This window comes from Cyanobacteriota bacterium (genome assembly GCA_025054735.1).
In the GTDB taxonomy this organism is placed as follows: domain Bacteria; phylum Cyanobacteriota; class Cyanobacteriia; order SKYG9; family SKYG9; genus SKYG9.
On sequence record JANWZG010000626.1, the window covers coordinates 1 to 1,480 of the forward strand.

General features: G+C 50.8%; 1 protein-coding gene. It reads left to right on the forward strand.

Annotation, left to right across the window (positions count from 1 at the left end; all coding sequences use genetic code 11):
* The first annotated feature begins 199 nt into the window (after positions 1-199).
* Positions 200-1,435: a DegT/DnrJ/EryC1/StrS family aminotransferase gene (locus NZ772_18840; GenBank protein ID MCS6815615.1), complete on the forward strand. Its 1,236-nt coding sequence runs from the start codon at positions 200-202 to the stop codon at positions 1,433-1,435.
* Positions 1,436-1,480: the final 45 nt, after the last annotated feature.

Consider the following 1,480-nt stretch of genomic DNA (forward strand, 5'->3'; position numbering starts at 1 on the left):
GGCGATTGCGCGATCGCTCGCGGAACCTGCTGAAACTGGAAGCTGAATTCCTAAACAGTATCGGTCAATCTACCCAATCTACTAGTGCCTAATCGGTGTCTAGTAGTAACACTGTGGTCACTAGGCTGCTGTGCCCACTGGAGCAATATCAACCAACCTAATCAATACGTCTTAAGTCAATACACTAATCAACACACGTATGAAGTCGCTGTTTTCACAACTGGCAATTTTAGGGGGCATTCCAGAGTTTCACGAGACTCTGCACGTAGGACGACCGAACATTGGCGATCGTGATCGGCTGCTAGCTCGCATCAACGACATGTTGGATCGCCGCTGGCTGTCTAACCGTGGCCCCTTTGTGCAAGAACTAGAGCAGCGCATCTGTGAACGTCTAGGGGTCAAACATTGCATCGCTATGTGTAATGGCACCGTGGCCCTAGAAATTGTGACCCGTGCCTGTGGTTTGACGGGTGAAGTAATTGTGCCCTCGTTTACCTTCATTGCTACAGCCCATGCCCTGCAATGGCAAGAAATCACGCCTGTATTTTGCGACGTGGATCCAGCCACCCATAACCTTGACCCTACCAAGGTTGAACAGATGATCACACCCCGAACGACAGGCATTGTGGGGGTGCACCTGTGGGGTCGGCCCTGTGCCATTGAAGCCCTAGCTGAGATTGCTGATCGTCATCGGCTAAAACTCTTATTTGATGCTTCCCATGCCTTTAACTGTTCCTATCGGGGGCGAATGATTGGCAACTTTGGCGAGGCAGAAGTATTCAGTTTCCACGCCACCAAGTTTTTCAACACCTTTGAAGGTGGGGCAGTGGTTACCAACAATGATGAACTGGCTGCTAAGATTCGCCTGATGCAGAACTTTGGTTTCGCTGGCTACGATCGGGTCATTTACATTGGCACCAACGGCAAAATGAACGAAGTAGAGGCAGCCATGGGCTTGACAGGTCTAGAAAGCCTCGATGACTTCATGGCGATCAATTACCGGAACTATCAGTGCTACCAGCAGGGGCTGCAAGATTTACCTGGGATACGGTTGATTGAGTACGATCGCGCGGAACAGTGTAACTATCAGTACATTGTGCTAGAGGTTGATGAAGTCAAGGCGGGAATCAGCCGCGATCGCTTGCTAGAGGTGCTCCATGCTGAAAACATCCTTGCTCGGCGCTACTTCTTCCCTGGATGCCACCGGATGGAACCCTACCGCTCGTACTTTCCCCATAGTGGCCTCTTACTACCAGAAACTGAAGCCCTCGCCCAGATGGTGTTACTGTTACCAACGGGTACATCGATCGCCCCCGACGATGTTCAGCGCATCTGCCAAATTATCCGGTTAGCTGTTACCCATAGCAACGAGCTGAAACAAGCCCTGCGTTCAGGAAATAGTGAGTCTACAACTGTGACCACAGCGGTTAGTTGAATTGGTCAATTGACCTTGCCAGCAGTCCGTTGCGATGAATTGCTC